General features: G+C 65.1%; 24 protein-coding genes. 11 read left to right on the top strand and 13 right to left on the bottom strand.

The window, feature by feature from the left end; all coding sequences use genetic code 11:
* Positions 1–98: 98 nt before the first annotated feature.
* The 4 genes from VF617_RS16080 to VF617_RS16065 are packed head-to-tail and all read left to right on the top strand — an operon-like array spanning position 99 to position 3,611.
* On the top strand, positions 99–698 hold the full coding sequence (locus tag VF617_RS16080; protein WP_331015918.1) for a histidine phosphatase family protein: 600 nt from the start codon (positions 99–101) through the stop codon (positions 696–698).
* Positions 695–1,504 (top strand): TIGR04290 family methyltransferase, encoded by an 810-nt coding sequence (locus VF617_RS16075; RefSeq protein ID WP_331015917.1) that lies wholly within the window; start codon positions 695–697, stop codon positions 1,502–1,504. Before VF617_RS16080 ends, VF617_RS16075 begins: the two co-directional genes overlap by 4 nt.
* Positions 1,501–2,508 (top strand): glycosyl hydrolase, encoded by a 1,008-nt coding sequence (locus tag VF617_RS16070; protein WP_331015916.1) that lies wholly within the window; start codon positions 1,501–1,503, stop codon positions 2,506–2,508. Before VF617_RS16075 ends, VF617_RS16070 begins: the two co-directional genes overlap by 4 nt.
* Entirely contained in the window at positions 2,508–3,611 is a 1,104-nt protein-coding gene (locus tag VF617_RS16065; RefSeq protein ID WP_331015915.1) for an inositol-3-phosphate synthase, read from the top strand. The genes VF617_RS16070 and VF617_RS16065 overlap by 1 nt, the downstream gene beginning before the upstream one ends.
* A 12-nt stretch (positions 3,612–3,623) precedes the next feature.
* On the opposite strand, the gene VF617_RS16060 is transcribed toward VF617_RS16065, so the two are convergent.
* Complete coding sequence (locus tag VF617_RS16060) at positions 3,624–4,145, bottom strand: DUF1003 domain-containing protein (protein ID WP_331015914.1); 522 nt, start codon at positions 4,143–4,145, stop codon at positions 3,624–3,626.
* 41 nt (positions 4,146–4,186) lie between these two features.
* On the opposite strand from VF617_RS16060, the gene VF617_RS16055 reads away from it, so the two are divergent.
* Together VF617_RS16055 and VF617_RS16050 are read left to right on the top strand one after the other, a co-directional pair.
* Positions 4,187–5,167 carry an MDR/zinc-dependent alcohol dehydrogenase-like family protein gene (locus VF617_RS16055; RefSeq protein WP_331015913.1) on the top strand — a complete coding sequence of 327 codons (981 nt, stop codon included), beginning with the start codon at positions 4,187–4,189 and terminating at the stop codon, positions 5,165–5,167.
* Entirely contained in the window at positions 5,164–6,138 is a 975-nt protein-coding gene (locus tag VF617_RS16050; protein ID WP_331015912.1) for a Gfo/Idh/MocA family oxidoreductase, read from the top strand. The genes VF617_RS16055 and VF617_RS16050 overlap by 4 nt, the downstream gene beginning before the upstream one ends.
* Here VF617_RS16050 and VF617_RS16045 read toward each other — a convergent pair.
* Together VF617_RS16045 and VF617_RS16040 are read right to left on the bottom strand one after the other, a co-directional pair.
* Positions 6,126–6,524: a response regulator gene (locus VF617_RS16045; RefSeq protein ID WP_331015911.1), complete on the bottom strand. Its 399-nt coding sequence runs from the start codon at positions 6,522–6,524 to the stop codon at positions 6,126–6,128. The genes VF617_RS16050 and VF617_RS16045 overlap by 13 nt on opposite strands.
* Positions 6,517–8,313, bottom strand: a complete 1,797-nt coding sequence (locus tag VF617_RS16040; RefSeq protein WP_331015910.1) for a PAS domain-containing protein — start codon at positions 8,311–8,313, stop codon at positions 6,517–6,519. The genes VF617_RS16045 and VF617_RS16040 overlap by 8 nt, the downstream gene beginning before the upstream one ends.
* 116 nt (positions 8,314–8,429) lie before the next feature.
* On the opposite strand from VF617_RS16040, the gene VF617_RS16035 reads away from it, so the two are divergent.
* The gene (locus VF617_RS16035) at positions 8,430–9,437 is read left to right on the top strand and encodes a chemotaxis protein CheB (protein WP_331015909.1); all 1,008 of its coding nucleotides are present in this window, start codon (positions 8,430–8,432) and stop codon (positions 9,435–9,437) included.
* A 49-nt stretch (positions 9,438–9,486) separates the two neighbouring features.
* On the opposite strand, the gene VF617_RS16030 is transcribed toward VF617_RS16035, so the two are convergent.
* Entirely contained in the window at positions 9,487–9,612 is a 126-nt protein-coding gene (locus VF617_RS16030; protein ID WP_331015908.1) for a hypothetical protein, read from the bottom strand.
* A gap of 76 nt (positions 9,613–9,688) precedes the next feature.
* Positions 9,689–11,926: a CheR family methyltransferase gene (locus VF617_RS16025; RefSeq protein ID WP_331015907.1), complete on the bottom strand. Its 2,238-nt coding sequence runs from the start codon at positions 11,924–11,926 to the stop codon at positions 9,689–9,691.
* Between the two features lie 252 nt (positions 11,927–12,178).
* Between VF617_RS16025 and VF617_RS16020 the strand changes: the two genes are divergently transcribed.
* Positions 12,179–12,823 (top strand): sensor histidine kinase, encoded by a 645-nt coding sequence (locus VF617_RS16020; RefSeq protein WP_331015906.1) that lies wholly within the window; start codon positions 12,179–12,181, stop codon positions 12,821–12,823.
* A 35-nt stretch (positions 12,824–12,858) separates the two neighbouring features.
* Positions 12,859–13,593: a Crp/Fnr family transcriptional regulator gene (locus VF617_RS16015; RefSeq protein ID WP_331015905.1), complete on the top strand. Its 735-nt coding sequence runs from the start codon at positions 12,859–12,861 to the stop codon at positions 13,591–13,593.
* A gap of 501 nt (positions 13,594–14,094) precedes the next feature.
* On the opposite strand, the gene VF617_RS16010 is transcribed toward VF617_RS16015, so the two are convergent.
* Positions 14,095–14,832, bottom strand: coding sequence for a S8/S53 family peptidase (locus tag VF617_RS16010; RefSeq protein WP_331015904.1), 738 nt, complete (start codon positions 14,830–14,832; stop codon positions 14,095–14,097).
* A 143-nt stretch (positions 14,833–14,975) separates the two neighbouring features.
* Between VF617_RS16010 and VF617_RS16005 the strand changes: the two genes are divergently transcribed.
* Positions 14,976–15,296, top strand: a complete 321-nt coding sequence (locus VF617_RS16005; RefSeq protein WP_331015903.1) for a hypothetical protein — start codon at positions 14,976–14,978, stop codon at positions 15,294–15,296.
* 56 nt (positions 15,297–15,352) lie between these two features.
* Positions 15,353–16,690, top strand: coding sequence for a L,D-transpeptidase family protein (locus VF617_RS16000; protein WP_331015902.1), 1,338 nt, complete (start codon positions 15,353–15,355; stop codon positions 16,688–16,690).
* A 216-nt stretch (positions 16,691–16,906) separates the two neighbouring features.
* On the opposite strand, the gene VF617_RS15995 is transcribed toward VF617_RS16000, so the two are convergent.
* From VF617_RS15995 to uxaC, 7 genes are read right to left on the bottom strand one after another with little or no spacing between them, the layout of a single operon-like run.
* A complete protein-coding gene (locus tag VF617_RS15995; RefSeq protein ID WP_331015901.1) occupies positions 16,907–17,935 on the bottom strand; it encodes a LacI family DNA-binding transcriptional regulator in 1,029 nt (342 codons plus the stop codon).
* Between the two features lie 58 nt (positions 17,936–17,993).
* Positions 17,994–19,487: a carboxylesterase/lipase family protein gene (locus VF617_RS15990; RefSeq protein ID WP_331015900.1), complete on the bottom strand. Its 1,494-nt coding sequence runs from the start codon at positions 19,485–19,487 to the stop codon at positions 17,994–17,996.
* A gap of 35 nt (positions 19,488–19,522) precedes the next feature.
* Positions 19,523–20,848, bottom strand: a complete 1,326-nt coding sequence (locus VF617_RS15985) for a methyl-accepting chemotaxis protein (protein ID WP_331015899.1) — start codon at positions 20,846–20,848, stop codon at positions 19,523–19,525.
* A 41-nt stretch (positions 20,849–20,889) separates the two neighbouring features.
* Entirely contained in the window at positions 20,890–21,894 is a 1,005-nt protein-coding gene (locus VF617_RS15980; RefSeq protein ID WP_331015898.1) for a sugar kinase, read from the bottom strand.
* Positions 21,891–22,646, bottom strand: a complete 756-nt coding sequence (kduD, locus tag VF617_RS15975; RefSeq protein ID WP_331015897.1) for a 2-dehydro-3-deoxy-D-gluconate 5-dehydrogenase KduD — start codon at positions 22,644–22,646, stop codon at positions 21,891–21,893. The genes VF617_RS15980 and kduD overlap by 4 nt, the downstream gene beginning before the upstream one ends.
* Entirely contained in the window at positions 22,646–23,488 is an 843-nt protein-coding gene (gene kduI, locus VF617_RS15970) for a 5-dehydro-4-deoxy-D-glucuronate isomerase (protein ID WP_331015896.1), read from the bottom strand. The genes kduD and kduI overlap by 1 nt, the downstream gene beginning before the upstream one ends.
* 18 nt (positions 23,489–23,506) lie before the next feature.
* A complete protein-coding gene (gene uxaC / locus VF617_RS15965; protein ID WP_331015895.1) occupies positions 23,507–24,955 on the bottom strand; it encodes a glucuronate isomerase in 1,449 nt (482 codons plus the stop codon).
* Positions 24,956–24,959 lie beyond the last annotated feature (4 nt).

Genomic DNA, 24,959 nt, shown 5'->3' with positions numbered 1-24,959 from the left:
TAGTTATTAGTTTAATCTATGTTTATCTGGAACTAATTCACGTAAACCATCGTTACGCCAGCATCTATGTTGATGCTTGCAAGTAAAGGCCATTGGGCATGAGCGTGCGCCTGCACCTGGTGCGGCATTGCCCGCATGGCGATGTCGGGCGGGTTCTCAGCGGGCGCTGCGCCGGATCGCCGCTCACCGATGCGGGCCTAGCCAAGGCCCACCGGCTGGCGGCGGAACTGGCGCGAAGCGAGCAGATCGCGGCGATTCAGTCGAGTTCCCGGCTCCGCGCGGTGCAGACCGCGGAGGCAATCGCGGACGCCACCGGCGCGTCGGTGGAGATCATCGGGGCACTCGATGAGATCGACTTCGGCGACTGGACCGGCCGCAGCTTCGCCGATCTCGACGGCGATCCGCAATGGCGTGCATGGAACGAAATCCGCGCGTCCGCTCGTCCACCGGGCGGAGAGTCTATGGCCGAGGCTGTCACCCGCGCGGTCGCTCATATCGAGGCCCTCACGCGGCGCGACTGGGCGGGCGCGGTGGTGTGCGTCAGCCATTGCGACGTGATCCGCGGCGTGATCGCCCATTATCTGGGGCTCGGCCTCGACAATCTGCTCCGCTTCGATGTCGAGCCCGGCTCCCTGAGCACCTTGATAGTCGGAGCCTGGGGTGGCCGGCTGGTAGCCCTGAACAAGGAAGTTGCATGACCAATATCGGCGCGCGGCTCGACCGCACCCGGGACCTGAAGCGGCGGATCGAGGCGCTGGGACCGTGGTTCCAGAATATCCAGATCCACGGCGTGCCCACCGCGCCCGATCATTTCCTGGGCGATTATCCCGCCTTCAAGTTCGCGCGCTTCGCCGATGCGCTGCCCAAGGATCTGGCGGGCAAATCCGTCCTCGATATCGGCTGCAATGCCGGCTTCTACAGCTTTGAGATGAAGCGGCGTGGCGCGGGCGAAGTCGTCGGCATCGACAGCGACGAGCGCTATCTGGAGCAGGCCCGCTTCGTCGCCTCCGAACTGGGCTATGCAGACGTCGAATTCCGCAATCTCTCGGTCTATGACGTCGGCGCGCTCGGGCGGAAGTTCGATGTCGTGATCTTCATGGGCGTGCTCTACCACCTCCGCCATCCGCTGCTCGCACTGGATCTGATCCGCGAACATGTCGCGAGCAACCTGATGCTCTTCCAGACGATGCAGCAGGGATCGAACGACGTGTTGCTCGTCCCCGAGGACCACCCCTTCCACGTCGCCGGCACCACCCAGGCCCCAGCCTATTTCGACAATCCCGCGTATCCGAAGATGCATTTCGTCGAGCGCGAGTTCGCGCACGACTGGACCAACTGGTGGGCGCCGAACAAGGCGTGCAGCCAGGCGATGCTGCGCGCCGCCGGCTTTACAATCGAGGCGCAACCCGAGGACGAAGTCTATCTCTGCCGCGTCGCGCCGGTGCCCTATGCCGGCTGGGGCATCCCCAATGCGGTCTATCCGGCAAAGGAGGATACCAAATGATCGAAGCCGCGATGATCTGGAACGAGCCCAACAACAAATCGCATTGGGATCCAACGGTGGACCCGGATTGGGCCTTGTTCGGCGAGCATGTGATCCGCGCGGGCAACGCGATCCGCACGATCAATCCAAAGGTCACTCGCGTGCTCGGCGGCATGTCTCCGATCGATCCGCACTGGCTGCGCCGGATGGAGGCGCATGGCGCCCTCGACGCGGTCGATGCGGTCGCGGTCCATGGCTTTCCCCTCGATTGGAACCTGTGGCCGCTCGCCGCCTGGCCGGACAAGATCGCCGAGATCAAGGCAGTGACCGACAAGCCCGTCTGGGTGACCGAGGTGGGCGTCAGCTCGTTCGGCGCGGAGGAGGTTCAGGCGTTCGGGCTGGAGCGCACCGCATCGCTGCTGAAAGGGCTGGTGCCGCGCGTCTTCTGGTATTCGCTGTTCGACTTGCCGCAGAGCTGGGGGGCGGAAACGCGCCACCGCGAGGCCGAAGGCTCGTCTTATTACCGCCATTTCTACCTCGGCCTGATCCGCGAGGACGGCACGCCGAAGCCCGCGCTCGACATCTATGCGAACCGCGCCGACGAGATCGGCCTGATGCAGTGGTTCCACTTTCATGATCCGCGGCTTGACGAGGCTGTCGAATGGATGAAGCGGCTCGGAACGCGCCGCATCCGCACCGGCCTTTCTTGGGCGGACAGCTTCCGTCCCGGCGCACTCGACTGGTTCGACCGGCAGATGGAGGCGCTCGCCGACTTCGACGTGACCGTCACCTTCTGCTTCACCCCGGCGCATCTCGGCATCGAACCGCACCACACCAGCGCCGCGCGCGAGCCGCAGGCCTTTGCCGATTTCTGCGCCTGGATGATCGATCGCTATGCCCCCGGCGCTTACTCTTCACCAGTGGCCGCGCCGCAAATTCCACAGGACGCGGATCTCGCCGCCCCCGAATTGACTTGGAACCTGAACCGCGACGAGCGTCTCGCCGCCGAGCGGAGTGCCGCCTGATGCTCTCCCCCCACCAGCGCGGAATCAACGCCGCCATCGTCGGCATCGGCAATTGCGCCAGTTCGCTCGTCCAGGGCCTCGAACATTATCGCGAGGGCGCAAACGACACAGTGGGGCTGATGCACTGGGAGTTGGGCGGCTACCAGCCGAGCGACATCCGTGTCGTCGCCGCCTGGGATATCGACAGGCGCAAGGTGGGGAAGGATGTGGCGGAGGCGATTTTCGCCAAGCCAAACTGCACCGCCATATTCTGCCCGAAAATCGAGCACACCGGAACCAGGGTACGAATGGGGCGTGTCCTCGATGGTGTCGCGGACCATATGGCGGACTATCCCGATCACCGAACATTCCTGCCGGCGGAAGCCGAGGAAACCACGCGCGAGGAAGTGATCGCGGCGCTCCGCGAGACCAATGCTGACGTGCTGATGAATTACCTGCCCGTCGGCTCGCAGGCTGCGAGCGAATTCTATGCCGAATGCGCGCTCGAGGCCGGCGTAGCCTTCGTCAACAACATCCCGGTCTTCATCGCCAGCAACCCCGAATGGGCGGAGCGCTTCCGCGCCGCGGGAGTGCCCATCATCGGCGACGACATCAAGGCCCAGCTAGGTGCGACGATCGTCCACCGCGTACTGACCGACCTGTTCAAGAAGCGCGGCGTCAAGCTGGACCGGACCTATCAGCTCAACACCGGCGGCAATACCGACTTCCTCAACATGCTCGAGCGCAGCCGGCTCAAGTCGAAGAAGGAATCCAAGACCGAAGCCGTGCAATCGGTCGCCGAGCGCCGGATCGAGGACGAGAACATCCATGTCGGCCCGTCGGACTACGTCGCCTGGCAGAACGACAACAAGGTGTGCTTCCTGCGCATGGAGGGGCAATTGTTCGGCGGCGTGCCGATGAACCTCGAGCTCCGCCTGTCGGTCGAGGACAGCCCAAATTCCGCGGGCGTCGCAATCGACATGATCCGTTGCGCCAAGCTCGCCAAAGACCGCGGCCTCGCTGGCCCGATCAACCCCGCCGCCGCGTTCTTTTGCAAGCACCCGCCCGAGCAGATGCCGGACGATCAGGCCTACGCGGCCCTCGAAACCTTCATCCAGGGTTAGGCCACGCGAATGTCAGCGATCCAGCCCCTCCTCGCGGCGCCGCGCGTCCAGCGCGTCGAGCACCTCCACCGGCTCGATATCCTTCTCGATCTCGCGAAGCTGCGGGTCGTCGGTCGGGATATCGAGCTTGTCGGCGATCTTCTGAACGAGGCCCGCGAGCTTGGTGAGTTCGTGCTCGGCGAGCAGATTGACGTGCAGGTCGAGATCGGCGCGACGGTCCGCAGCGGCGGCCATGCGATTTTGGCTGATCAGCACGAAGGTGGAGAGGAAGATGGCCTCGACCGATGCCTCCATCGCCAGCACCACGAATGTCGGATCGAACGGGCGCAGGATCGGCAGCCAGCCAACGTTCACGGCGATCCACAGGCTGTAGGCCACCAAGTGGATGACCACAAAGGTCATCGATCCGGTGAAGCGGGTGATCCGGTCGGCGGCCCGCTCGCTGAGCGGCGCCTCGCAGGCATCGGCGCGTTGGCGGGAAGTGAGCTCCGCGATGTTGTCGCGCAGCGTGGCGGCCATTTCATTCGCAGCCATGAGGGTCTCCATTGAGTAACTGCCAAACCTCTGGGGACGCATTGGTTTCCACGAAATCATCCTCGATGCGCGCGGCGGTGCTGGCCGGGCCGGGTGAGATGCGGATCGCTCAGGCCCCGGTGCCCGAGCCGGGGCCGGGCGAAGTGCGTATCCGGCTTGAAGGATGCGGCATCTGCGCCTCCAATCTGGAGCCGTGGGCCGGGCAGGAATGGATGACCTATCCCGGCGAGGCCGGCGGACTCGGGCATGAAGGCTGGGGCATTATAGATGCGGTGGGTCCGGAGGTCACGGGCCTGGCTCTTGGCGACCGTGTTGCCGCGCTTTCGTATCGCAGCTTCGCCGAACGGGACGTCGCCCGCGCCGACATGGTGGCAAAGCTTCCGCCCGAGCTCGACGGCAAGCCGTTCCCGGGTGAGCCGCTGGGATGCGCGTTCAACATCTTACGCCGCAGCGATATTCGAGCGGGGCAGACGGTAGCGATCATCGGCATCGGCTTCCTCGGCGCGGTGCTGACCAGGCTCGCCGCCGACGCAGGCGCCCGAGTGATCGCGATCTCGCGGCGGCAGGAATCGCTCGATCTGGCACGCTCTTACGGGGCTGCCGAGACGATCCCGATGCATGACCATTGGGCGATCATCGAGCAGGTCAAGGCGCTCACCGGGGACGCGATGTGCGAGCGCGTGATCGAGGCGGTCGGCAAGCAATGGCCGCTCGATCTCGCGGGCGAGCTGGTGGGCTTCGGCGGCAGGCTGGTGGTGGCCGGCTATCACCAGGATGGGCCGCGTCAGGTCAATATGCAGAACTGGAACTGGAAGGGGATCGACGTGATCAACGCGCACGAGCGCGATCCGGCGGTGCAGATGCAGGGGCTGCGCGAGGCGATCGATGCGGTCGCCAGCGGCGGGCTGGATCCGGCGCCGCTCTACACGCACCGTTACCCGCTCGAACGGCTTGGCGAGGGGCTCGACGCGACGCGCGACAAGCCGGGCAATTTCGTCAAGGCGCTGGTGATGCTCGCATGAAGCCGCGCGTGGGGTTCCTCGGCACCGGCTGGATCGGGCGGCACCGAATGCAGGCAATGCTCGCCACCGGCGCGATCGAGGCCGCGGCGATTTGCGATCCATCGGACGAATGCCTTGCCGCAGCCAAGGGCATCGCGCCGGATGCGCGCGAAGTGCCCGATCTCGCCGCCATGCTCCAGCTCGGCCTCGACGGCGTGGTCATCGCCACCCCCAGCGCTATGCACGCGGAGCAGACGGTGCGCGCGCTGGTCAGCGGCGCGGCGGTGTTCTGCCAGAAACCGCTGGGCCGCAGCGCCGACGAAGTCCGCGCGGCGATCGGCGCGGCGCGCGCGGCCAACAGGCTGCTGGGAGTCGATCTTTCCTATCGGCATACCGAGGGAATGCAGGCGATCGCAGAGTTGGTTCGTTCGGGCGCCCTGGGGCGGATTTTCGCGATCGATCTGGTCTTCCACAACGCATACGGGCCGGACAAACCGTGGTTCTACGATCCGGCGCTTTCGGGCGGCGGCTGCGTGATCGACCTGGGCGTGCATCTGGTGGATCTGGCGCTGTGGACCCTCGACTTCCCCAAGGTGCGCAAGGTCTCCGCATCGCTCCTCGCCCAGGGTGCGCCGCTTGGTCACGGGCAGGTCGAGGATTACGCTACCGCCGCGTTCGAAGCCGGCGGCGCCCAGGTCCGGCTAGCCTGCTCCTGGCGGTTGCATGCAGGGGTCGAAGCCCAGATCGAGGCGGTATTCCATGGCAGCGAGGGCGGCGCGGCGCTCCGCAATGTGAGCGGCTCCTTTTACGACTTCACCGCCGATCGCTTTTCCGGAACCTCGACCGAGCGCCTGACCGCGCCGCCTGACGAATGGGGTGCGCGCGCCGCTGCCGCCTGGGCCAGGCAACTCGCCCTATCGCCCGGCTTCGACCGCCAAGCCGAGCAATTCGCAGCATCCGCCGAGGTGCTCGATCGCATCTATGGGCGCTGAAGCGCGTCGTTCGAGCAGGCCGTGAGGAGCGGGCCCAGCACAGCGGCGACCTTGTGGCTCTTGAAGGGCTTCTCCACGCGCGGCACGTCGGCGAAACGCGTCGGCAGCGCCCATTGGTCATAGCCGGTGGCGAAGGCGAAGGGCACTCCGCGATCCTGCAGCGCCTCGGCTACCGGAAAGATCAGGTCGCCGCGCAGGTTCACGTCGAGCACCGCGGCGTCGATCGGATCTCCGCCGGCAATGAAAGTCTGCGCGTCCTCGACGCTGGCGATCGGGCCCAGCACCTGCGCGCCCGCTTCGCTGAGCGCATAGGACAAGTCGTCCGCCAGCAGATATTCGTCCTCGACGATAAGGATGCGGCATCCCCGCAGGCTCTGCTCAGGCATCGGACTTCTCCATCTGGATGTCTTCGGACGGCACGGCCACTTCGATCGTGCAATGCACGCCGTCGGCCTCGAAAGCATAGCTGGTGCGTGCGCCCAGCTGATAGGGCAGCGCACGCTCAATCAACTCGCGGCCATAGCCGCCACCGCGCGGGCCTTCATCTGCTCCGGGTATATCAGCTACGCCACTCTCGCGCCAGTCGATCCACAGCGCGCGCTCGGCGGCTCCTTCGTCTTTCAGGCCCCATTCGACGCGCAGATGTCCCTGGCGTTCCGAAAGCGCTCCATATTTCACGGCGTTGGTGGCCAGCTCGTGCAGCGCGAGCGCCAGCGTCTGGACCGTTGCCGAGCGGAGCCCCACGCCCCCCGGCCCGCGCAACGAAACCTGCTGGCCATTGCCCGTGCCATCCAGCTCGACGTGCGTGGAAAGCTCTTCGCGGATCAGGGCGTCGAAGGCTACCCGCAGGCCGCCCTCGCGCCGCGACAACAGCCCCTGGACCCGCGCCAATGTCTGGAGCCGGTCATCGATGCAGCGTTTGAAATCCTCCAGCGTCTCCGCCCCCCTGAGCGTTCGCATCGTCACAGACTGGACGATCGCCATCAAGTTGCGCGTGCGGTGCTGAAGCTCGCCGACAAGCACCCCCTGCTGCTGCTGAAGCTGGAGGATATCATCGACATCGGTTGAGGTGCCGAGCCATTCGGCGATCTGGCCTTGCTCGTCCCGCACCGGTTCCGCGCGCGTGCGAAAATGCCGGTAACGCTCCTCGGCCGCATGGAATATCCGCCCTTCGATTTCGAGCGCGCCACTGTCCTGCGCCAGCTTCCAGGCAGCGCGCGCAGTCTCGCGATCGTCGGGATGGAAAGAGCGGAGCCAGCCCATGTCGCGCGCGGCCTCTTCGCTCTGGCCGGTATATTCGGTCCATTGCGGGCTGCACCACGTCCATTTGCCGGCCTCGACGGCGCGCCACACCAATTGGGGCATGCCCTCGATCAGCGTGCGGAAGCGCACTTCGCTCTGCTGGAGCGCTTCCATCGCCATGCGCTGGTCGTGGATGTCGGTGCCGGCCGCGAACCACAGCAGAATCCTGCCGCCTTCGTCGCGCAGCGGCTCGGCGCGCATCAGGAACCAGCGATAGTTGCCCGCCGAATCGCACAGCCGATGCTCGTGCTGATAGGGCTTGCCGCTGCTCACGGCCGCCGACCAGGACGTCCGCGACAGCGCACGGTCTTCGGGATGAATCGCCTCCAGCCATCCGAAACCGAGGGGTTCGTCGCCGCCCTGCCCAGTGAAATCGAACCAGCGCTGGTTGAACCAGGTCGCCTCGCCGCGCCGGTCGGCGCGCCAGAGCAGATCAGGGACCAGATCGGCGACCGTGCGGAACGAGGCTTCGGCGGAACGCAGGCTGGCATTGATCTCGCGGATCTCTCGGGTCCGCTCCTCGACGCGGAGATCGAGCTCCTGGTTCGTCTGGTGCAGGCTGGTGTTCGCCACTTCGAGTTCTTCGGTAAGCACCTGAAGTTCCTCGAAGGCGACGCGAAGTTCCTCTTCGGTCTGGCTCTGGCGCGATGCGGCCGCGTCGATTTCCTTCCCCGCATCGACAGTATGACGCGAGAAGGATTTGCTGTCCTGCAATTGGCGCGCAAGCTCGCTCACGCGGCGAAGCAAGCGATCGCGATCTTCCACCAGGGCGGTGTTTTCTTCGAGCGCGGTTTCGAGCGCCGCGCGAAGCTGCTCGTTCTCGTCGATTAATTCGGCGGCGAGTCTTGCCGATGTTCCCGCTGGTTCGCTCATTATTTCCCTGTTCGTCAGCGGACTAACGCAGATCATCGCGAATCGGTGCTAAAATATATCAAGACCCTCGCATCCTTGCACCGGAAGGATCGTTACGGCGGGGTAAGGAGTAGCTCATGGCGCTGAAGGACATCATCGTGGTCGGCGCATCCGCCGGAGGAGTCGATGCGCTCCAGCGTCTGTGCGCAGCTCTCCCCGCCGATTTTCCGGCCCCGATCTTCATCGCACAGCATCTGTCGCCTTCGGCTCGCAGCGTGCTGCCGCAACTGCTCGACCGCGTCGGCCCGCTCCGCGCGCTGGCGCCTGTCGATGGGCAGACGATCGAGCCGGGGCACATCTATGTCGCCGCGCCGGACCGCCATCTGCTGTTGCGCGACGGCAAGGTGCTGATGCGGCGCGGACCGGTTGAAAACCGCACTCGGCCCGCGGTGAACGCATTGTTCCGCTCGGCGGCGCTGCATTATGGCGCCCGTGTGATCGGCGTGGTGCTGACCGGCCTGCTCGACGACGGCACCGATGGGCTGATCGCGATCAAGGCGGCGGGCGGCACATCGGTCGTCCAGCACCCGGACGATGCCGAATGGCCCTCCATGCCGCGCAATGCATTGAAGCGCGATCACGTCGATCAGGCCCTGCCGCTGGCCGATCTTCCGGCGCTGTTGATGCAGTTGGTGCGAGAGGAAGCCGGCCCTAGCCTGCCCCTGCCCCAGGAATATCGGGTCGAGGATCAGATCGCCGCACAGGAGTTCGCCGTCATGGAACCAGAAATCATCACGCCGGGCCAACCCAGCCACATCTCCTGCCCCGATTGCGGAGGCGTGCTCAACCAGATCAAGGCGGAGGACGAAATCCGCTTCCGCTGCCAGGTGGGCCATGCCTACACGCCGCTGGGGCTCGCCGCCGCGCAGAATGACGAGCTGGAGCGCGCGCTTGGCATCGCGGTGCGCACTCACCGCGATCGCATCCGGCTATTCGGGCAGATGAGCGACAGCGCGGTGGCGCGCGGGCTCACCCTCGCCACCAGGAGGTGGAAGGAGGCATCGAAGGATTCGGAGCAGCTTGTCGCCGTGCTGGAGGAGGCGATGGCGAGCTTGCGCAAGCCCGTGAGCGACGGCGAAGGGTAGGATCGGTCGGCGCAACCGTTGCGAATTCAGTGCGCGATGGGAAAAACGCCTATTCCATCGAGCCGAGGAGCTTGCGGGAATGGGCGATAGCCGCGGCGGTTCGCGCTATGCGGCATTCCAACGCGGGCAGTGCGGCCAGCGTCCAGCGCAGCAATTGATCGGCACTCTGCACCATCGCGAGCTCCCATAAGGTGCCTGCCTTTTACAAAGGCTTCGCTTAACAGTGGGTTGGATGACGGTTCTGCTCGTGTTCATGCCGCATTGGAAAGCTGTTGGCGGTCGCTGGTGTCATGGACTACGGCGACCAGGATCGGTGGCACTTCATCGGCGAAATACTGCATGCAGATCTCGGCGGGATATTCGCGGCCATCGGCGGCGGCGATCATCGTCTCGAACACGATTTCCTTCACTTCTCCGCGCAGCAGCGGATCGATGAGCTCCCGTACGTCGTCCGCCGCGATGCCCGGGACCACATCCGGGAACGTCATCTGGGTGAGCTGGCCGGCGCTATAGCCAAGCTTCTTCTGCGCGCCTTCGTTGGTCAGCGTGAAGCGCAGGGTCGCGGGATCGAGAAAATAGATCTCGTTGAGCGCCTGCCCCATCACGCGGCCGAGATAGCGGACATATTCCTCGCTCGATCGCTCGTCGCTCAAATCCTGGAGCACCAGGACGAGTCCGTGGCCGTCCGAATTCTCGTCCCGCAACGCCGAGATCCGGATTCGGCACAGGATGCGCCGCCCGCGGCGGTCCACGCCTTCGAGCACCTTCTCGGCCAGCTCCTCCCGGCCGTTCTGCACCGCGGACATGATCTCGCGAAGCTTGTGCACCGGCAATCCGATGTCGAGCGCTTCGAAGCTGGTGCCGACGACTTCCTCGGCGCGCAGGCCCCAGGTGTTCTCGCTCCAGCGGTTCCAGCTCTGGATCGAATGCTTCTGGTCGAGAACGATGATCCCGCCGTTCATCGCGCGGAGCACCGATTCCAGATAGAGGCGGTAGCTCGATGCCTGCTCGGCCTGGATGCGCAATTCCTCGTTGACCGATTCCATCTCTTCGTTCGACGAGCGCGCCTCCTCGTTGAGCGTTTCCAGCTCCTCGTTGGTCGATTGCAGCTCCTCGTTGGTGGTCTCCAGCTCTTCGTTGGTCGACTGAAGCTCCTCGTTGGTGGTCTCCAGCTCTTCGTTCGCCGATTGCAGCTCCTCGATCGACTGTTCGAGATTTTCCTGCGACGCTTCCAGCTCGCGCTGGAGCGCGTGCATGCGGGTATAGTCGGTGAAGACCAGCAGCACCGCATGGACACTGCCGTCGGGGCGCTGGAGCGGGCGGATATCGATGGTGAGGCGCATCACCTCAGTCTGGTTGAGGCGGTATTCCTGATCCTCGAGCCGGATACCGCGGCGATTGCGGAAGGTTTCGTCGATCGGGCCGCGCAGCTCCATCGGTCGATAGGAGATGGGCAGATCCTGGAACGGGCGGCCGAGATCGGCTTCCCCCACGCCAAGCAGGTGCCGCGCCGGCGTGTTGGCGAGCGCGACCGAACCGGCGTCGTCCACCACGAGCAGCGCGGTGCCGGATTCGTTGACCACGGCATCGAGCAGCCGAAGGTCGGCGGCGATCGGCTCCCGCCGGGCAGTGCGCGCCGCGGCGAAGCTGCCGAGCGGGCGGCGCCATTCCTGCGGCACCTTCGCAAAGATGCGGTGCTTCATCTCCACGGGGCGGAACAGCGCCGATCGCGCGAGCTGGGTCTCGGCCTTGCCAAGGAACAGATAGCCATCGCGGTTGAGCGCGTAATGGAGGCGCGGGAGCACGACGCCCTGGGTCTCGGCTTCGAGATAGATCAGCAGATTGCGGCACGTCAGCAAGTCGATCCGGCTGATCGGCGCGTCATGGACGACATTGTGCCGGCCGAAGATCACGCACTTCCTCAGCTCACGCTCGAAGACATAATGGTTATTGGTGCGCTCGAAATATTTCTCGAGCAGCTCGGGCGGCACGCTCTCCACTTCACGCGGGCTATAGGTGGCGAGGCGGGCGATCTTGAGCGCTTCCTCGTCCAGGTCGGTCGCGTAGATCTTCACGCGGCGGCAGAATTCCTGGACGCCCATCTGCTCGGCGAGAAGCATTGCGATGGAATAGGGCTCCTCGCCGGAAGCGCAGCCGACGCTCCACACGCGGATCGTGCGGTCGTCCTCGCCATTGGCGAGCAGCGCGGGAATTACCTGGGTCTTCAGCACTTCCCAGGCGTCCGGGTCGCGGAAAAACGATGTCACGTTGATCAGCACCGTGTTGAGCAGGTCCTCGAACTCGCCGGGCTGTGCCTCCAGATGCGCGCGATATGCCGCGAAATCGTCGGCGCCGATCGCCTCCATCCGCAGGTTGATCCGCCGCCTCAGGCTCGTGCGCTTATAGCCGCGAAAGTCGAGGCCGCGGCTTTCCTGGATGTGGCGCAGGAGCGCTTCGAACTCGGGATCGGGGGCTATTTTCTCGGCCATCGCATCTCTCCGCCGCGGGGGCGGCACATCCAATCGCTTGCTACGCGCGGCGGCATCCAGCGTCCACTGGCGATCGCGCGCCGCGATGCGCTTGCCCGCCGGATTTTTTCTGCTCACTCTGGCACGAGAACGATGGTTCCCGCGTTCTTGGTGCACCATCGCTCCGGCGAAGGGGATTTTCGACGGATGGATAAAAGATTGCCACGGGCGGACAATCCCCGACAAAGCGCCTCGGCTGGCAACGAAACGCTGATGGCGGAGCTTCAGGCATCGCGTGATCGCGAGGCCGTGCTGCGCGGGGAGCTGCAACATCGCGTGCGCAACACACTCGCCATTGTCCGCTCGATCTTCTCCCGCACGGTCGAAGCCGGCGGATCGTTGGAACATGTCGCCGATCATTTCCGCGGCAGGCTGGAAGCGATCGCCCGCCACCAATTCTTCCCCTCGGCCGAGCCCCATGCCACTACCGATTTCGAGCAACTGGTGCGCGACGAGCTATTTGCATTTCGTTTCGGCGATGACGATCGGATCGAGGTCGAAGGGCCCGAGACGCGGCTGGCCCTCGATGCGGCTCGGCTGCTTGGGCTGGCAGTGCATGAACTCGTCACCAATTCGCTCAAGTTCGGTGCGTTATCGATCGAAAGCGGAAGAGCGCGCATCGCGGCGACCTGGTCCGTTTCCAAGCGAGGCCTGCGTTTCGAGTGGAGCGAAAGCGGGGTTCCCGCGCTTGTGGCCAAGCCGGCGCGGCGCGGATTCGGGCGCGAATTCATCGAGCAGGCCTTGCCATATCAGCTCGACGCCACGACCCTGTTTGAATTGCGGCCGGGCGGACTGTTTTGCGAGATCGAGTTCCCGCTGATATCCTCCAACGAAAACAAGCCCATCAGCAGAATTTGACGGACCCGAAAATGCCGATTGCGCGTTCAACAAAGATGAAGCCCAGACTCGATTCAGCCCAATCCGCGCGTGCCGCTGAACTTCGCCTCTCCAGGCTGGCGCGCCTCGATGACGACGAACTGCGGGCCGTTCGCCAGGCCGCGTCCTTTCCGCAGCGGCTGCCGGCCCATCGTGAACTGGTTGCGGAAGGCGCGCCGGCCGGCGAGCCGCATATCCTGCTAGAGGGGTGGATGGGCCGGATCCGCCACTTCTCCGATGGCCGCCGCCAGATTCTCAGCTTCATATTGCCGGGCGATCGCCTGGGGGTCGGTCAGCAAAACCAGCCCCGGGCTGCTGCGACGGTCACTGCGCTGACGCCCGTCCTGCTGTGCCGGGCCCCGCAGCCGCGCAGCGGTCGCGTGGGCGCCGGATTGGCCGAAGCCTATGCCATGAGTGCCGCGCTCGAAGAGCAATATATGTTGCGCCAGATCGCGCGGATCGGACGGCTGAGCGCCCATGAGCGCCTGATCGACTGGATGCTCGAGATGTACGACCGCCTCGAACTGGCCGGACTGGCTGAAGCCGACGCATTTCCGATGCCGCTTACGCAAGAAGCGCTTGCCGATGCCCTCGGGCTGACCAGCGTTCATGTGAACCGTACCCTGCAGTCGATGCGCCGCGAGCGCCTGATCGAGTTCCGTAGCGGCGTTATCCAGCTCTCCGATCCCCGGCAACTGGCGAACATGGTGGATTATCGGCCGCCGACTATGGCCGGTCTGAGCGCGCGCTGACCGCTTGGATCAGCCCGCCCGGCCTACACGCACCTTGCTGAAGTTGACGCCTACACACGCCGGGGCGAAGGTCGTGGCTAGTGGAAGATAGGCAATCCCTTGCGTCATGGCTCTACGCCAGTCGGAGCGTTCTGCCCGAGGATGAAGCTGACGTCGCCATTCGGCAAATCGTATCACATTCGAACAGAAGAAACGAAGGACTGGGGGATTATCGGTGCACTGGTTTTCACCGGCGCCCACGTGAAAGCGTCGGGATGGTCATGGTGAGCATCCTGGCTGACAACCGGCACAGATATCCGCACCATCTCCTCGGGCGCCACGGCCAACGCCCAATTCAGCGGCTGGGCGCTCGCGTTCTCCCCAGATGCAGTCCCCTTCGATCGCCTTATCGGGCTGGCGCAGCAAATGCCGGGCGGCGGCGGAGAGCGGCTGCTGATGGAGATGATCCGCCGCTTCTCCGCGGACGCCTCAGCCTAGCGCACCATAGCCGTCACATGGTCTTCAGCGTATCGCTGGCGCGCGGCCATCGAGAAGGCGTGCGGTTTCGATCGGTGCGGCGAACGAGGTTCCGGTTCCCGTGACAGCGCGGCCGTCCGCCGCCGCCGTAGGCACCTTAACACCCAACTGCCAGGCATAATTATAGCGCTGTTTTCCTGGCTCGGGCCGATTGGTGCCGCTCCACGGTTTCCCCGCCGCGTCGAGCGCGCCCACCAGAACCGCGTTTGGATAGGCTGCTCGCGCCGGGCCCAGATTGCCAGGGCGCCCCAACCCCTCATTGCCCGCAGCCATTACTACGCGAATGCCCTTCGCCGCCGCATCGCGGATTGCCGCGGTGATCTGCGGGTCCTTGTCGAGCGCGAGCGAGATGTTGATCGCATCCACGCCCAGGCCAATCGCGCGGCGGATCGCTGCAATCACCGGCGCGGCGCTGGGCTGGCATGGTGGGTTGGCCCCCGGCGGGCAGCCCGCGGGATCGTCGATACGTAGCGAGATGATGCCAACATCGCGGTGAACCGCGCGGGCAAGGATCGTGGCTACCATGGTTCCATGATCGAAGCGCGGATGAAAGGCGGGCCGGGCGGGATTGGTCGCCATGTCGTATTCGGCCACGAGCAGAGGCTCGAGCTCCGCCGTTTGCGCGACGCCGCTGTCGATGATCGCGACACGGAGCGGATGGCGATCCGGCGTGGCGGCCCCTGTCAGGAGCAATACGGCCAGCGGCAACAGCAGTGGTTTCAAGGACAGACCCCCCGGTCAGATCGAATGTGAAACAATTACTTTAACATATCTTGGCGTGTAGTTTGAATTTAAGATGAACGAAGGAACACCAAAGATTAGTACTCGTTTAACCACTCCCTCAGATACTTTAAGGAGACTAATCTATGTTCGGCAAACTTGCAATGGCCGGCGCGCTGGGCCTGCTCGCTGCGGGCGGCATCGCAATAGCGCAGAGTTCGACTGGCTCCGGTTCCTCGACCGGCACCACAGGCAGCGGTTCGATGAGCAACGGCGGCACTAGTGGGAGCGGCTCGATGAACGGGTCCACGGGCAACGGCACTACCGGCAGCGGCTCGATGAGTTCTGGCCAGACCGGCACGGGCAGCGGCACCACGGGCAGCGGTTCGATGTCGGGCCAGGGGGGCGATGCCGGCACCGGCGGCACGACGGGCGCGGGCGTGGCCGAGGCCGGAGAGCGCGGCTGAGCCAGAAGCCTGCACCCGACAGCGCCGCACCTCCACTCCTATCGGACGGCGCAACAATGACGAGTTCGGCCAAGCCCTCGGGACTGGCCGGGCTCGTTGTTACCAGCTTGGCGGTCGCGGCGCTGATCGGCTTCAGCGGCGATACGCCTGCGGCGACGACCACCACGCTCAGGGCCTCGCTTAGGGCGGGCAGTGTTGAGGCCAACATCGCGAGCGTTGTCGCGAAACACCCCGGCCTCGCAAGTGTATACCGCGAGCGTTCGTACCGGCCCATGTGGACTGCGGGTGCACCCGAACGCATCATCCAGACCTTGGCCGCCGCGGGTGCCGACGGGCTCGATCCCGCAAGCTACGGAATCGACCGCCTGAGAACGCTCCCCACCGACCCTGTCAGCGCCGCCGAGCGCGACGTGGCGCTGGCTCAGGCCTTTGCCGACTATGTCCGCGACCTCCGCACGCCAAGCCCGGGCTCGCGGATGACCTATGTCGATGCGGCGCTGGCGCCGGAAACTCGGCCCGCCGCAGTCCTTGCGGCCGCCGCGGCCGCGCCTTCGCTCTCGGCCCATCTTGAACGAGTGCAACGCATGCACCCGCTGTACGAGGGGCTTCGCGCGGCCCTGGCCGCCTATCGCACGCTCGGCGCGAATCCGTCGACACTAGCGGGCACCAGCTACGAACGCCTGCTTCTGGCGAACATGGACCGGCTCCGCGCACTCCCGGCCGATCCCGGGCGCCGCTATGCTCTGGTCGATACCGCGTCGGCGCGCCTGTGGATGTACGAGGACGGCGAGCCGCGCGACATGATGCGCGTAATCGTCGGCAAGCAGCGGCTGCCGACGCCCCAGCTCGCCGGGCTGATCCGCTTTGCGGTGCGCAACCCCTATTGGAACCTGCCGCCCGATCTGGTCCGCGCAAGGGCGGCTGAAGTGGTCCGCAACGGGCCAGGTATTATCGAACGCGAACGTCTCGAGCTACTTACAGACTGGAGCCCAACCGCCCGCATCCTCGATCCGCTCGAAATCGACTGGGCCGCCGTCGCGCAAGGGCGCCAGAAGTTGCGGATGCGTCAATTGCCGGGTCCCGACAACATGATGGGGCAGGTCAAGTTCATGCTGCCAAACCGGCTCGGCATCTATCTCCATGATACGCCGGATAAGGCCGCCTTCACCCGCGACGATCGCAGGCTCAGCTCGGGCTGCGTACGCCTGGAGGACGCCGCGCGCTTCGGGGAGTGGCTTTTCGGGAGAAGCCTGTTCGCAGGCTGGGCTGGCACCGAGGAGCGCGTTGACCTGCATCAAGCAGTTCCGGTCTATATCGTCTATCTTACTGCAATTCCACACCAGGCCGGGGTCGTGGTCCAACCGGATCGCTACGGACGCGACAAGGGGAAATAGCAGAAGGTTCAGTGCAGCATCGTGCCGAGGGACATCATCGGCGCAACCCTGACCATTAGCCCGTTCGTCAGCCTCCTCCCCCCGACAATACGTGAATGCGCGTCGGGAACGAATTGGACGACACGACATAGATTATAGCGCCTGCCCCAAGCCCCAGCCCCAGGCCCCAAGCCGCTGCCCTGGCCGGCTCGACAAGGCCGTAGGCGGAGGGTCGCGTCACGCCCGCGGCGGCGAGACCGAGGCGCGGTGGATCAGCGTGGAGGGGAAGAGCGACGGCTCTTCGCTTGCCAGGTCGTCGCCGAAATAGTCGGCCAGCAGCTTTAGCGCGGCCGAGCGCGCCATCGATATGATCGGCCAGTGCACCGTGGTCATCGGTGGCCAGATGTGGCGGGAGATCGCAGTGTCGTCGAAGCCGATGATCGAAAGGTCGTCCGGCACGGTCATTCCGCGCCGCCGCGCCGCGTGGAGAGTGGCCGCCCCCATCTCGTCGTTCGAAGCGAAGATCGCGGTTGGCCGGGGAGACAGGTCGAGCAAGCGATCGGCAGCAGCCAGCCCGGTATCGAAAGTATAATTGCCGTCCGCGATCAGGCTGCGCGGGAGCTTGATGCCAGCGGCGGCGAGCGCCTCCTCGAAACCCTTGCGCCGTTCGCGCGCCGAGCGGAATCCGTGCGGCCCGGCAATCAATCCGATCCGGCGGTGCCCCAGCGAAATCAGATGGTTGATCGCCGCCGTCACCACTTCGCAATCGTTCGAAGCGACCATATGCTCGGGCGTGTCGAGAGTCGCCGATCCCATCCGCACATAGCGAATCCCCAGATCGGTACAGAGCGTCGCCAGCATGTCGTTTTCGGATATAGGCGGCAGGATCATCACCCCGTGCGGGCGCTGGCGCTCAAGGAACGTGCGCACATCGGCCAGCATCGTCGATGATCCGCGATCGATCGGGCGGACGATCAACTCGAACTCGGTCTCGCGCATCGCCTCCAGCAGTCCGGCCTGCACGTTCATCACCATCTGGGCGTTGGGATTGTCGTGGATCAGCCCGATCAGGAAATTACGCCTCAGCGCCAGCGCGCGCGCCTGGACATTGGGGACATAGCCAAGGTTGGCTATCACTTCCTCGACCTTGGCCCGCGTCTCCGCATTCAGCAGCGGCGAGCGATTGATCACGCGGCTGACGGTCTTCTTGGAAACGCCGGCGATCCGCGCGACATCGTTGATCGTGGGCTTGCCGGTGCGTTGCATGCCGCCCGCTATAATGGCTTGCGGGCCATCATGATACTGTCTCGGAGACAATCATCGCTCAACTGCCCGGCTGGATATAGGGCACGCGGGCAAACAGCTCGCGCTCCCATTTGCGCGGATCGGCGATCACGCGGCTACTCACATCGAAGACCATCGTCGCACGGCCGGGCAGCGCATAGGGCGCCCATCCGGCCCTCCCCGTGCGCGCCAGCGATGCGAAGGCGCGCATCATGTGCCGGCTCAGCCTTTGCGCCGGCGGCCCGGTTCCGCTGATCGATTGCTCGGCATCGAGGGTGCCGAACACGAACGGAATGTCTCCCGTATGCGGCGCGCCACGCTCGGGCCTTAGCGGGGATTGAAAGTCGAACTGATAGACCCAGGTCGCCCTGGCGCCGGCCGCGGCGCGGGCATCCGCCTCGATCACCTGGCCCGGCCAACTGCGGCCCGCGGTGGTGGCGCGGTAAAAGATCTGCTCGGGCGTGGCGGCCGGAAAATGCGCGCGATATTCGCTGACGATCCATTCGGGCAGCAGGTCCACGCGCAATTCGGGCGCAATGCGCGCGGCCAGATTGTCCCAGCTCAGCCCTTTGAGGCGCTCCAACGGCACGAACGCGCGCGTCTCGTCACGCGTGTTGCCCAAAATCATCGGAATATGGTTGGATTGCGGATTGGCGTTGGGCCAAAAGGGATGGCGCGTGAGCCATTTCATGTCGAGCACCGGCCCGAAATAGACTCCGCCACCCAGAATCGGATCGGTCGCGTCGGTCGCCTCGATCAGCCGCTCCATCGGCATTTCCAGGAGCGGCTGGAGATTGTCATCCTTGACGCCTAGCCTGGCAAGATAGGCTTGCGCGCGCTTGTGCGCATTGAGCGGTCCGGAGGCAGTGACTTGCTGCCCGCTCATCGTCGCCGCCGAATGGAACAGGCCCCTGGCCGCAGGTATGCCCATCAGCGTGGCGATCTTCGCTCCGCCACCCGATTGGCCGAATACGAAGACCCGGCTCGGATCGCCGCCAAATGCCGCGATATTCGCCTTGATCCATTGAAGCGCCAGAATCAGGTCGAGTTGGCCCAGATTGCCGCTGTCGGCGAAGCGCGGGTCCATCCGCGCGAGATAAAGATAGCCGAATGCGTTGAGCCGATGGTTGACCGTGACGACGACGACATCCTCGGCAACCGCGAGCTTTCCGCCATGCGTCCAATCGTCGGTGACGCTGCCGTTCGAATAAGCGCCGCCATGGAAATAGACCATCACTGGGCGCTTCGCCTTGGGCCCGGCACCCGTCCAGATATTGAGGAACAGGCAGTCCTCGGACTTTGCCTCGGCATAGCCGCGCTGGGGCGCAAGCGGGCCGAACGCATCGGCGCGAACCGTTCCAGTGGCGCGCGGGATGGCAAGGGGGGCGCGGAAACGTTCGGCGCGACCGTAGCGGATGCCCTTGAAGGCCGCCACGCCACCTTCGCTTTGGCCCTGAAAGCGTCCTGCGGGCGCGTCGGCCACTGGGCTTGCCTGGAGCCCGCGCGCCTGGAGCGGAGCCGCCGCTAGCGCCATGCCGCCCGCCACCACAGAACGGCGAGATACCGGCGTCACCCGGTCACGCCGCTCATGAACTGACCCGCCGCATCCTCGATGCGCTGTAGCGCCTCGCCGGCGGCGGCGGCATCGCGCCCTGCCGCCTCGGCATCGCTGGCGAGGCCGCCGATGCGCGCGCTCATCGTGGAGATCAGGCTCGCGATTTCGCGCGAGGAGACCGCCGTCTGATCAATCGAGGCAAGGATCCCGGCGACGGTGGCGACCTGGCTCTCCATCGCCCCCGATATGTCGCGGACTCGCGCCAGCAGCTCGGATACCACCCCGAGAATCGCCTGATTGGTCTGCGCGACCACGCTGCCGGCCTCCTGCGCCTGGCGAATCGTGGCGGTGATGCCGCCGGTCGCGGACGCCGCCTGCTCCGCCAGGCTACGGACTTCCTGCGCGACAACGGCAAAGCCTCGCCCGCTTTCTCCCGCCCGCGCCGCTTCGATGCTGGCGTTGAGCGCGAGCAGCTTGGTTTGGGTCGCGATCCCGGCGATCAGCGTAATGACCGACTCGATCTGCGCAGTGTGATCCGCCAGCTTCGCGGCGTTCTCCGCCCCCTGCATCGCGATGGCATCGGCTCGGTCGGCGACTTCGGCCGCCGCCTGCGCATCGTCTCGCGCACGGTCATAGACTTCGATCAGGGCTCCAGCGCTTTCCGCCGAGGCTCCCATTGCCAAGGCCGCCTGGTCCGCCGCCGCCGCGACTTCGGTGGCGGGCGCGCGAAGCGACTGGAGCTCGGCCGCCGTCTGCCCGGTGAAGCGCGCGACCTCACGGCTGGCGCGGGCCGTGCCGGTAATTGCGTCGCGCAACTCGCTACGGGCGGCAGCGGCCTGGCGCTGGATTTCCTCCTGATTGCGGACGCGCGAGATCGCGCGCAAGCGGCTGACGATGATCTCGAATTCGATCACGGCTAGCTTTTGCGTACCTCGTGTGAGCCGCTCCAGTTGGGCGGGATCCCGGGTAAGCTCGAAGAACAGCGCGTGAATACGCGTCTGGGCGACCAGCATGGAGGCGGCGACTGTCGAAAAATCCAGATTGTTGCTCGATATCCTGTCAGCCTCGGCGACGATGGCATCCACCCATGCCTGATCGATGGGGCGGGCCAGCTTGGCGCGGGCATATTCGACTCGGCTGGCGACCAAATCGTCCGAGACTGCGCCTCCCGCCCGCCGCTCCAGCAAGTCGCGAGCCACCCCTGCGATATGTGCTTCGAGGAAGGTCCATACCTCGCCGAGCTCGCGCTCGAATACGGCGTCGATCGCATAGATCTCGCGCACCTTGCCGACATCGCGATGCGGCAAACCCGGGTCATCCGCTGAGCTTTTCTCCGCCATGGTCAACCCCCTCCTGCGGGACGATGGTTCGCCTCCGGTCGTTATCTGCGAACGTCGAGCCCGCCCTCCTCGAACGCCGCCAGATCGGCGCGCGTGAAAAGGCTGGCGTCGCCGGGCAGTGAATGCTTGAGGGCCGTAAGCGCCAGTCCCGCTTGCGCGGCGGCGGCGGCATCCCCCGTCTCGATCAATCCGTGCAGCACGCCCGCCGCGAAAGCATCGCCCGCCCCGATCCGATCGACGATGCCCGCGATCAGCGCCTCTTCGGTCTGATGCGCACCCGCGCGCGTATCGATCCGGGCGGCGACCCGGTGACTGTCGGCGTCCACTACGTGGCGCGCGGTCGAGGCGATCATCCGCAGCTTGGGGAACGCGGCGAAGGCAGCTTCGGCGGCTTCGCGGCGCCGGTCCGATCCGTCGCCCGAAAAGGCGCTGCCAAGCAGCAGAGAGATATCGCGGTGGTTGCCGAATAGGATGTCGGCATGGCCGATCAGCGTGGTCAGCACCGATTTCGGGTCGCTGTCCCACGCTTCCCAGAGCCGCGCGCGATAGTTGCCGTCGAACGATACCGGCACGCCGCGCGCGGTGGCGGCTTCGGCGGCGGCGATCGCGGCGGCAGCGGAATTAGGCCCGAGCGCCGGGGTGATGCCCGATAGATGGAGCCGCGTCGCCCCTTCCAGCGCGGCATCCCAATCCCATGCATGAGCAGCACGTTCAGCGAAAACCGAATGTGCGCGGTCGTAGACGACTTCGGAAGCGCGGAGCCCCGCTCCGGGGGTCAGGAAATAGAGGCCAAGCCTCCCCGGCTCGCTGGCCACGGTCGATGTATCGACGCCGCGTCGGCGCAACTCGCCGATAGCGGCCGCGCCCAGCGGATTGTCCGACACGGCGCTGACCATGCGAACCTTGTGGCCCAGGCAGGCCAGACCTGTCGCGACATTGGCTTCCGCGCCGGCGACATTCACTTCGAACTTGGGTGTCTGCAACAGCAGTTCGCGCCCGGGCGGGGAGAGCCGAAGCATCAGCTCTCCGAAAAATACTGCCGTCATCGCGCCAGCCAGCCGCCGTCCACGGCAAGGATATGCCCCTGGACATAGTCGGAAGCCGAAGATGCCAGGAACACCGCCGCGCCGCCCATGTCGTCTGGCCCGCCCCAACGTCCTGCCGGGATGCGTTCCATGATCGAGCGATTGCGCTGTTCGTCCGCCTGAAGCGCCGCGGTGTTGTTTGTGGCGATATAGCCGGGCGCGATCGCGTTCACGTTGATGCCCCTGGCGGCCCATTCGTTGGCGAGCAGCTTGGTGAGGCCGCCGATGCCCGATTTGGATGCGGTATAGCTCGCCACGCGTACGCCGCCCTGAAAGGTCAGCATCGATGCGATGTTGATGATCTTGCCATGGCCCTGGGGGATCATCTTCTTCGCCGCCGCCTGGCACAGGAAGAATACCGATTTGAGATTGGTATCGACTACCGCGTCCCAATCGTCCTCGGTGAAGTCGATGCTGTCGTTGCGGCGGATGATGCCCGCATTGTTCACCAGGATATGGATGCCGCCCAGCTTTTCCACGGCCTCGTCCACAACCCTGTTCACAGGCTCGATCGAAGACAGATCGGCCGAGACGATCTCTCCGCGACGGCCCAGGGCGCGCACCTTTTCGACCGTCTCCTCGGCGGGCGTGCGGCCGACGGCGGCGATATCCGCCCCCGCCGCTGCAAGCGCGAGCGCAATGCCCTGCCCGATGCCAGTGTTGGCGCCGGTGACGACCGCCACGCGGCCGCTCAGGTCGAAAGGTCCCGGCATCAGGCGAGCTGGCAGATGTCGAGGACGTTCATGTCGGTATAGTCCTGGTTCTCGCCGGCCATTGCCCAGATGAAGGCATAGGCCTTGGTCCCCGCACCCATATGGATCGACCAGGGGGGGCTGATCACCGCCTCTTCGTTTTTGAGCACCAGATGCCGCGTCGCTTCGCCCTCGCCCATATAATGGAAGACGCGGTCCTTCGCGGTGTCATCCAGCTCGAAGTAGAAATAGATCTCGCTGCGGCGCTCATGAATGTGCGGAGGCATGGTGTTCCAGACGCTGCCGGGCTTGAGCACCGTCAGGCCCATCACCAGCTGCGCGCTGTCGCACACGCCGGGGATCACGAGCTGGTAGATCGCGCGCTCGTTGGATTCCTCAAGGCTGCCACGGTCCAGCCTGTTGGCGTCGGCGATCGAAAGCTTGCGCGTTTCGAAGGCCTTATGCGCCGGACATGAGGCCAGGTAGAAGCGTGCGCCGTCGCCCATGAACAGCACTTCCCTGGCGCCCATGGTAACATAAAGGCAGTCCTTGTTGCCCAGCGTATAGCGGTCCCCATCGACTTCGACCGTGCCTTCCACGCCGCTCACGTTGACGATCGCCAGTTCGCGGCGCTCGAGGAACGGGTGGCCCGCTGCCGATGCCGGCTCGGTCTGGTCCGGAAGCTTCACGCTGCCGGTGCCCACCGCGACGCCGCCGATAACAAAGCGATCGGCATGCGTGTAGTTAAGCACGCATTCGCCCTCGCGGAACAATCCGTCGATCAGGTAACGGTCGCGCAGTTCCTCGTTCGAGACGCACTCCATCATATCGGGGTGCGTGGCGTAGTAAGTACGATCGAACATGGAATTCTCCGGTAGGGGTCAGGCCGCTTGCGCGGCCGGTTCGGTGACGGTCTGGTCGAGCTTATAGGCCTTGCGGACAAGGCCGTTGGTGAGTTCGTAAGCGAGTTCGGCGGCTTCCCAATCGAGCAACCGGCCCTCGGCTACAAGGCGCGCAAGGAAGGCGCAATCGACGCGCCGCGCCACATCGTGCCGCGCCGGGATCGAGAGGAAGGCGCGAGTATCGTCGTTGAAGCCCACGGTATTGTAGAAGCCCGCGGTTTCGGTGACCTGCTCGCGGAAACGGCGCATGCCCTCCGGCGAATCGTGGAACCACCAGCTCGGGCCCAGCTTCAGGCACGGATAATGGCCGGCAAGCGGCGCGAGTTCGCGTGCATAGACCGTCTCGTCGAGCGTGAAGAGAATGATCGAGAGATCCGCGCTGGTGCCGAAGCGGTCGAGCAGCGGCTTCAGCGCATGGACGTAATCGGTGCGCATCGGGATGTCGGCGCCCTTGTCGCGCCCATGGCTCGCGAAAAGCCCGCCATTGTGATTGCGGAAGCTGCCGGGATGGATCTGCATCACCATGCCGTCTTCGGCGCTCATCGCCGCCATTTCGGTGAGCATCTGCGCGCGAAACAGCTCGGCGTCAGCCGGCGTCCACGCATCGGTCAGGATCGTCTGGAACAGCCGCTCGGCCTCGTCCTTCGAAAGATCGGCGGTCAGCGCGGTCGGATGCCCATGATCGGTCGCCGTGGCGCCCGCCGCCCGGAAATCGGCCCGGCGCTTGCGATGGGCCGCCAGATAGCCCTGCCAGGAATAGACGTCCTCGCCGGTCTTGTCGGCGAAGATGCGCATCGCCCCGGCAAATTGCTCATGCTCCACATCGATCACGGCATCGGGGCGATAGGTCGTGACTACCCTGCCCTTCCAGCCGCTGGAATGGATCTCGTGATGCGGCGCCAGATCGTCCTGCGGCCCTTCGGTAGTCGCGAGGAATTCGATGCCGAAGCGATCGAACAAAGCCCGGGGCTTGAACGCCTCGCTCGCCAGCTTCTCGTTTATCCCGTCGTAATAGAAATCGGCGGTGGAGGCATCGAGGCTAACGTCGAAGCCGAACACTTCGTCAAACACATGGGACAGCCACATGCTCGAAGGTGTCCCGCGAAACAGGTGGAAATTCTCGGCGAACGTCCGCCACGCCTTCCGCGGATCGGTCGCGGGCATACCGCGCTTGTCGGGCACGCACAGATCGTCCAGCGCCACGCCCTGCGAATAGAGCATGCGGTACAGATAATGATCCGGCGAAAGCAGCAGCTCGGTGGCATTGGACCAATTGGCGTTGGTCGAAAACCAGGTCGGATCGGTATGACCGTGCGGGCTGATAATCGGCAGCCCCGCGACCTCGGCATATAGTGCCCGCGCGATGCCCCGCATGCGCTCTTCGGGCGGAAACAGCCGATCCGGATCGAGCTTTAGCGGGCGGGGCATGCGG

The sequence above is a fragment of the Sphingomonas sp. genome (genome assembly GCF_036388215.1).
Lineage (GTDB): Bacteria > Pseudomonadota > Alphaproteobacteria > Sphingomonadales > Sphingomonadaceae > Sphingomonas.
This window is presented reverse-complemented; position numbering and strand designations above follow the sequence as displayed.